Origin of the sequence: Mycobacterium sp. (assembly GCF_035570115.1) — a bacterium.
Classification (GTDB): Bacteria; Actinomycetota; Actinomycetes; order Mycobacteriales; family Mycobacteriaceae; genus Mycobacterium.
Window position 1 is genome coordinate 1 of record NZ_DATMLH010000248.1, and the last position, 7,348, is coordinate 7,348.

The following is a 7,348-nucleotide window of genomic DNA, read 5'->3' on the forward strand; positions in this document are numbered from 1 at the left end:
ACGCCGGTACTGTCCATCGGTTATCACGACATCGGCACCGGCCCCGCGGTCGTTCTGCTACACGGGTTTCCCTATGACATTCACGCATACGCCCAGACCGCCGCGATCCTGGCCGACAACGAATTTCGGGTTGTGGTGCCCGCCGGGTCTAGCCAGCATTGGCTCCAGCGTTGCCCAGTTGGCGCGGTCGGTTATGCCCGCGTCGAGTGCTCACGGGCGACGTGTTCGAGTGTCTTGAGCATGCGGTTTTGAGCGCTCGCCATGTGGCGACCGATGTACGGTTCGACTATTCCGAACACCCCGGATAAGCGCACCGCAAGCGTCCAACGCAGCTTGCAGCGGTCAGACGAGACGGCTGTGATCTCGTAGAGTTCTGTGAGCGCGGTGAGCCACCGCATGCTTGAGGCCGAAATCGAAAAGCCGATCTGGCGATTCGTCTCCCACGCCCAAAACACCTCGTCGACGCTGGCGCCACCCACGAGGTTGATGGTCCGCGTTGTCCCTGTTCCGAATGGCTTGGCACTCGTCCATGTGACCTGGCGAATCGCGGGCACCCACTGGCTGTATGAGGACCCATCCTCGAGCGTGGCGAAGAGTTGCTCCGCACTGACCGCCATTTCTCGCTCTGCGACGCCCCGGGCCTTCGCAGTCGAAACGAGCTCCCGCTCGACCTTCACGACGTGCATAGGGCTCCTTTGCTGGCGTATGGCTCTTGGCAGGGAGCGTAACGATGTGCACAGAGAAACATCACGAATTTCAACAATACCGTTGATCTGATGTTTCGCGGCGTTTATTGTCGGGTACTGACCGACACGGATTCGATTCGAATCCTGCTGGACGAGCGTGAGATTCGGAACTGGTGGCTTCAGTCAGTGACCGACGGCGTAGATTCTCACCGTTTATGGCGTGCACCACATCCGCGCACTTGGGCCGAGATTGGTCAGCTCGCTGTCGTGGCCAGGGACACGGCGAACAAGTCGACGGCGGACTTCCCGTCGGGGTTGGATCGGAGCCGACGCCAAGGGTTTTGATATATCACCCCGAACTCCTTGCACGTCGGCCGCAAACCTAGTCTTGCGCAGTCGGCGGCCGAGCCGACCCGAGGAATTCAACGATGGCCGGCGCTACCCGGCTGGGTTCGTCGAGGAGCAGCAGGTGGCCCCCACCGGCAACCATAAGCAATCGTGCGTTGGGCATCGTGGCCGTCAGCAACCGTCCGTTGAGCGCCGGCGACACCGGATCGTCACGCCCGTGGACGATCAACGTGCGATGCGGAATCCGGTGCAACCAGGGCCATGAGGTGAAGGCGGAGATCGCCAACAGCTGATAAGCGTAACCACGAACGGGTGGGGGGCGTTTGAGTCGGTCATGCAGAGCCGCACGCATCTGACGGCGGTCGTAAGCGGTTCGTCCGCCCGCGATGAGCGGGATGATTAGTTCGGCTGAGCGGCGGTGGTAATAGCGCAGCGGGCTGAGCATCAGTGCGAACACCGCGGGGTGCGGAACCGCCGCGGGTGCTCCCGGCACCGTACTGGCCAGTATCAAACGATGGACCCGGTCGGGAAATCGGTGTGCGAGTTCCATGGCCACCACGCCGCCGAATGAGTAGCCCAGGATGTCCGCGCGCTGCAAGTCGAGCGCATCCATGACTTCGGTGACCAGCGCCGCGATCCGTGGCAACCGCACAGGGATTAGTGGCGTAGGGGATAGTCCGCACCCGGGCAGGTCGAGGCTTATCAGCTCTCGCTCATCAAGCTCGTCGACCAAAGGTTGCCACATCTCAATCGCGGCGCCGATCCCGTTGATCAGGATTAACGGGTCGCGGTTGCCAATGTTGCGACGCTGCAAGCGGATCCGCTGACCGCTCGCGGTGACGTAGAACTCATCATTCGTATTGATGCTCACGCGGACGTCCTGTTGTCCGATGCCCATCGTGCAAACCACGCCAGCGCCTCCGGATGATCGATGGCTCCAGGTGTCGCGACGATGTCCGGTGCCGTTCCCTGCAGGATGGCTTTGACGGGGATTTCGAGCTTCTTGCCAGTGAGGGTGCGCGGAATGACGGGGGCCACGGCGATGGTGTCGGGCACGTGCCGCGGCGACAGCTCAGTGCGCAGCCGCGTGTCGATCCGGCAGCGCAGCGACCCGTCGAGGACGGCACCATCGGCCATGACGATGAACAGCGCTAGTAGGTAGCGGCCGTCCTCCAGTTCGGCACCGATCACCAGGCTGTCGCAGATCTCATCGAGTTGGTCTACGACAGTGTAGATCTCAGCTGACCCGAGCCGAACGCCGCCGCGATTGAGGGTAGCGTCAGATCTGCCTTTGACCTCGACACCGCCGTCTTCGGTGATTGTGATCCAGTCACCTTGTCGCCATACGGTTGGATGCTTGTCGAAGTAGGTGCTGCGGTACCGCTCTCCGGTCGGGTCGTTCCACAACCGAAGCGGCATCGACGGCATCGGCGTGGTGACCATCATCTCTCCCACCGTGTCGAGCTGAGGTCGCCCGTGGGCGTCCCAGGACTGTGCGTTCACACCCAGCGAGCGTCCCGCAATCTGTCCCAACCGCACGGAGGTGAGCGGGTTGCCGCAGAAAAAGACGCTGCACACGTCGGTGCCACCGCAGATCGAGTCCACCCGGGCGGGAAATCGCCGCGCAAGCCAGTTCCAGCCGCTCGGCGGCAGCGGCGACCCGGTCGGAATTATCAGGCGAAGATTGGTCAGGTCGTGACGGGATTGGGGCTCGACGTGTTGTTTGGCAACTGCCGTGACGTATGCCGAGCCGACACCCAGGATAGTCGCGTGGGTCTGGGCGGCGACGCCGAAGGCACCGTCGGCCTCTGGCCGGGTTGGACTTGCCGCGGACAACACCACGGTGGCACCGTGCAGCAGAGCGCCCACCGAGTAGTTCCAAGCCATCCAGCTGGTGGAGCTGACGAAGAACATGGTGTCAGACGACCTGATATCCAGGCACAGGCCAAGCGATTTGAGGTGTTCGAGCACGATGCCGCCGTGGCCCTGCACAATGCCTTTCGGCGAGCCGGTCGATCCCGAGGAGAACAGTATCCACAACGGGTGTCCGGCGGGCACCTGGGTGAACGTTGGAGTACTTGGGGTGGCAACGATCTCGTCGAAGGCCAGGGTGTCGTCGGGAGTCGGCGCGTCGGGATGTAACTTGCGCACGACGACGGTGGCGGCGAGCGATGGCAACCGCCGGCGCAGCTCGTGCACGATGTCGCGTCGGTCATGGGCACGCCCTCCGAACCGGTAACCGTCCACTGCCAGCAGCACTTTGGGACTGATCTGGGCGAAGCGATCCGTGACGGCTGTGATGCCGAACTCGGGTCCGCACGACGCCCACACCGCGCCGATGGCGGTCGCAGCCAGCAGGCCGATCACCGCTTCGGCGGCATTGGGCAGGTACGCCGCCACGCGGTCTCCGGGCATCACGCCAACTTCGAGGAGGTAGCGCGACAGTGCCCCGACTTTGCCTGCGAGTTCGGCGGTCGACCACTCGCGGGGCCCAACGTTCTCGGCTATTTCTATGAGAGCGGGTCGTGTTTGGGGCGCCCTGGCGAGAATGTTCTGCGCGTAGTTGAGTTGTGCACCAACGAACCAGCGCGTGTGGGGCATCGCGTCACCGCTGATGATGTGGTCCGGCCGCCGGGTAGCTGCTACACCGTAGTAGTCCCACACCGCCGACCAGAACTCGTCGAGGTCATGAACTGACCACTCCCACAGGTCATTCCAGGTGGCGCGGGTGATTCCGCGTTGATCTTTCAGCCAGCTCATGAAGTGGGTGACGTTGGCGTTGTCGATGTCGCGCGGGCCGGGCCGCCACAAAACATCGGGGCGATGACAAAAGGTCACAGGCGGGCTGACCGGCCCAGGACATAGGAGCCCGGCGCGGGCTCAAGGCAAGGAAACGCATCGCTGCCTACCGTCGCCGGTGCAGCTACTTCCGGACCGCCGCGTGCAATGATCCAGTCAGCCCAGTGTTCCCACCAGGTGCCGCGCACCTCTTTGGCTGATTCTCGCCAGGCTTCGGGGTCGGCACCGGGATCGTCTCCAACGAAGTAGTGCGCCTTGGGATTGCCGGGCGGGTTGACCAAACTCGCGATGTGGCCGGCGTTACTCAGGACGAAGGTCATGTCGCCGGACATCAGTTGAGTGGTGCGGTAGCAGCCTTTCCACGGGGTCAAATGGTCGGTGAGCGCGCCGGTCGCGTACACGTCGATATCGACCTTACCCAGATCGATCTGAGTACCCAGGACGTGAAGCTCCCCTCGTGCCAACAGGTTCAAGTTGAAGATCTTGAGGAACTGGTGATGCAACGCCGCGGGCAGCGCGGTCCCGTCGTTGTTCCATGCGAGGATGTCGAAAACCGTGGGGTCGCGTCCCAACAGGTAGTTGTTGACCCAGTAATTCCAGATGAGGTCGTTAGGTCGCAGCCAGTTGAAAACCGCGGCCAAGGACTGCTGGTCGAGGACGCCCTTTCGTGAGGATCGCCCCCTGGCCTGGTTGACAAGTACCGGCACGTTGAACATGCCAATCGGGGAGGGTTCGGCGAAGTCCAGTAACGTCACCCCGAAGCTCGCCGCGTGTACCCGGTCATCGCCTATGTCAGCGAGGTGAGCCAGCACGATCGAGGTGAGAATACCTCCGGCGCACATGCCGAGGGTGTTGAGCTGGTCGCTGCCGGTGATTTCACGGACGGCATCCGTGACCCGCAGCAGTGACGCGGCGTACACGTCCAGGTTGTACTCGCGGTCCTCGGGGCCCGGGTTGCGCCAGCTGATGACGAACATCGGGATGCCGCGCGAGACGGCATATTCGACGAAGCTACGGTTGGGGGACAGGTCCATGAAGTAGTACTTGCCGATCTGTGGGGGTATCAGCAAGACCGGCCGCTGACGGACATGAGAGGTCGTCGGCGTGTACTGGAGCACCTCGCAAACGGCGTCGCGGTAGACAACGCCGCCGGGAGTGACTGCCAGATCTTCACCGACCCGCAGGGCGCCGCGCTTCACCTGGGACGGCATTCCCCCGTTGAACCGCAGGTCATACAGATAGTTGCGCAGGCCGAGCACAAGGCTGGCTCCGCAGGTCTCAAAGGCCCTCTTGAGCGCGGCCGGATTGCCGAGCAGTACGTTGGTGGGCGCCAGCGAGGACGTCACCAGTTCGGCGACAAACTGCAGCAACTCCTTGTTTTTCCATTGCAGATTGGACTCGGCCACAGACGCGTCCACTTCGCTGCAAAGCGCGAGATAGGCCTGCATGATCCGCCTGTAGACAGGGTGATCGGTGAAGGTGGGGTCGGTGAAGCGCCGGTCGCCCTTCTTGGGTCGGATCGCTGAGCCTCCCGTGACGATCGATGCCAGCTGGCTCGCGTAGTTCGCACTGTGGCGCGCTGCGCCGATAGCTGCAGAGGCGAGTCGTGGCGAGTTCGAAAGCACTGGTGCCCAGGGCAATTGGATCCCGCCAAGCGTGCTCTTCGTGCTGTCGATCGGCGGACGCTGGGTTATGCGCTCGTCCGGTGAGGCGGACCGCCTATTAGCGCGCTTGCGCCGTTCGCTGGGGGTTCCGTTGGCTTTGTCGGACAGATCGGTCGTGGACATGTCGCTCCTCCTACGTCGCTGCCGCGCCGCGCGCAGATGGCCGTCGCGTTGCCGACCATGTCCGGTCCGTTCCTGGTGGACGAACCCGCTGAACGCCCCAAGTTGTCGGCATTGCGGCTCGACCCCTCCTGCCGTCCCTGCACAGCATCGACCTCAAAAGGAAAGCGCCTACCGTGTTCGACGTGGTCGGCTTCATCGGCTTACGTTCGCTGTCGAAAGCGGCTGGCAGGCCCAAAAGCATCCGCTTCGCCGCTCAGAACGGGTATTCACGAGTGCCTCCATCGACTTGGATGACTACACCTGTAACAAATGAGGCAAGCGGTGAAGCCAGGAACGTGATGACCGCCGCGAGCTCTTTGGGCCGGCCGGCTCGTCCAACGGGGATCAGCTCCTCGATGAGGGCGTCGCGGACTTCGCCCGCCGGGAACATCCGATCCGTTTGATCAGACTCGGTAAAACCGGGCCCTACGCAGTTGACGGTGACGCCGTACTTGGCGACGGCCGTGGACATCGACTTCGACCAAATGTGGAAGGCGGCCTTGGCGGCGGTGGCGGCGTTGATCATATACGGCTCACCGTTTCCGACGTAGGGCTCGCTACTTCCGGTTACGTTCACCACGCGCCCGAATCCTCGCCGCTTCATGCCATCGAGGAACTCGACCGCCAATCGTCGCGGCGCATCGAAGTTGATTGCTGTCGCCTCGGACCACTCTTCATCCGACCCATTCAAAGCGAGGTACCGTGCGCCCCCGGCGTTGTTGATCAGGATGTCGAGGTCACCGATCGACTGCTCGACCTGTTCGCGGACGCGCTCGGCCGCTCCGGCTGACGTGAGGTCCTCCGCGATGAGAACCGGACGGTCGAGCCCCGCCTTCTCGAATTCCTCCGCAACCGACTCCAGGTCAGACTTCGATCGTGCCAAAATCGCAACCCGACAGCCTTCGCCGGCCAGCATCACCGCCGTGGCTTTCCCGATTCCCTTGGTACCGCCCGTGACAAGGCAGGTATGGTCCGCAAGCTGTAGGTCCACGTCGCTGATACTCCGTTCCGAATTCCGCGTCTCATCCCGAACTTGGCCAAGAGCCTTCGCCCGGTCGCCCGGCGTTCAAGTCCGCTGAACGATCGAGCTGGCACTCGTTATTGGTGGGTGCACCCGAGCATGGCAGCTGTCTAGAAAATAGTCAACATTAGTGTTGACAAGATGTCTGCAGCTCTTCGCGTTACGCCCGCCGCCGGGACAGGTTATGTGGCCGGGCCCAACGACTTACACGGTGTAATCGGCATCGAGTGATCCAAGCTTCATGCCAACACGTGTGTTGGCCTACCACGGGGATGACATAACGCGTAGTAACGTTGGGCACGCGAGTCGATCTGGTTCTGATGACGCCCGAGGTTCCCAGAACCCCTCGGATTTGACCGTCGGGCATGGCGACGGCGAACGGCTCCGGATTAGAGATACGTCGGCGTCGCCTAACTGTGCGGCCCCATTCGCTGCTGACCCACGTCCGGATGACGTGCCGTCACAGAGCTGTTGACCAGCTCACGGCGTGCTGTGGAGGAGTGCAGCCGTGTGGCAGATGCGGGGTTGCGTAGTGGTTGGGGGGAGCGGGGGGAGCAACAGAATCTGTCAACATTGCTGTTGACAGATTCTGTTGCGCTGCCTTACAGTCAGTGATCTACGCCATAGCTCGCGCGTTGGGTGGCGTGCACCGTAGCGGGCCGGCGAGT

Annotated in this window: 5 protein-coding genes; all 5 read right to left on the minus strand. The window is 62.6% G+C overall.

Going from position 1 to position 7,348, the window contains the following annotated elements:
- Positions 1-191 precede the first annotated feature (191 nt).
- Positions 192-686, minus strand: a complete 495-nt coding sequence (locus tag VNW74_RS23145; protein WP_325681148.1) for an SRPBCC family protein — start codon at positions 684-686, stop codon at positions 192-194.
- Between the two features lie 382 nt (positions 687-1,068).
- Complete coding sequence (locus tag VNW74_RS23150) at positions 1,069-1,905, minus strand: alpha/beta fold hydrolase (protein ID WP_325681150.1); 837 nt, start codon at positions 1,903-1,905, stop codon at positions 1,069-1,071.
- On the minus strand, positions 1,902-3,872 hold the full coding sequence (locus VNW74_RS23155) for an acetoacetate--CoA ligase (protein ID WP_325681152.1): 1,971 nt from the start codon (positions 3,870-3,872) through the stop codon (positions 1,902-1,904). Before VNW74_RS23155 ends, VNW74_RS23150 begins: the two co-directional genes overlap by 4 nt.
- On the minus strand, positions 3,869-5,620 hold the full coding sequence (locus VNW74_RS23160; protein ID WP_325681154.1) for a PHA/PHB synthase family protein: 1,752 nt from the start codon (positions 5,618-5,620) through the stop codon (positions 3,869-3,871). Before VNW74_RS23160 ends, VNW74_RS23155 begins: the two co-directional genes overlap by 4 nt.
- Before the next feature lie 253 nt (positions 5,621-5,873).
- The gene (locus VNW74_RS23165; RefSeq protein WP_325681156.1) at positions 5,874-6,650 is read right to left on the minus strand and encodes an SDR family NAD(P)-dependent oxidoreductase; all 777 of its coding nucleotides are present in this window, start codon (positions 6,648-6,650) and stop codon (positions 5,874-5,876) included.
- Positions 6,651-7,348 lie beyond the last annotated feature (698 nt).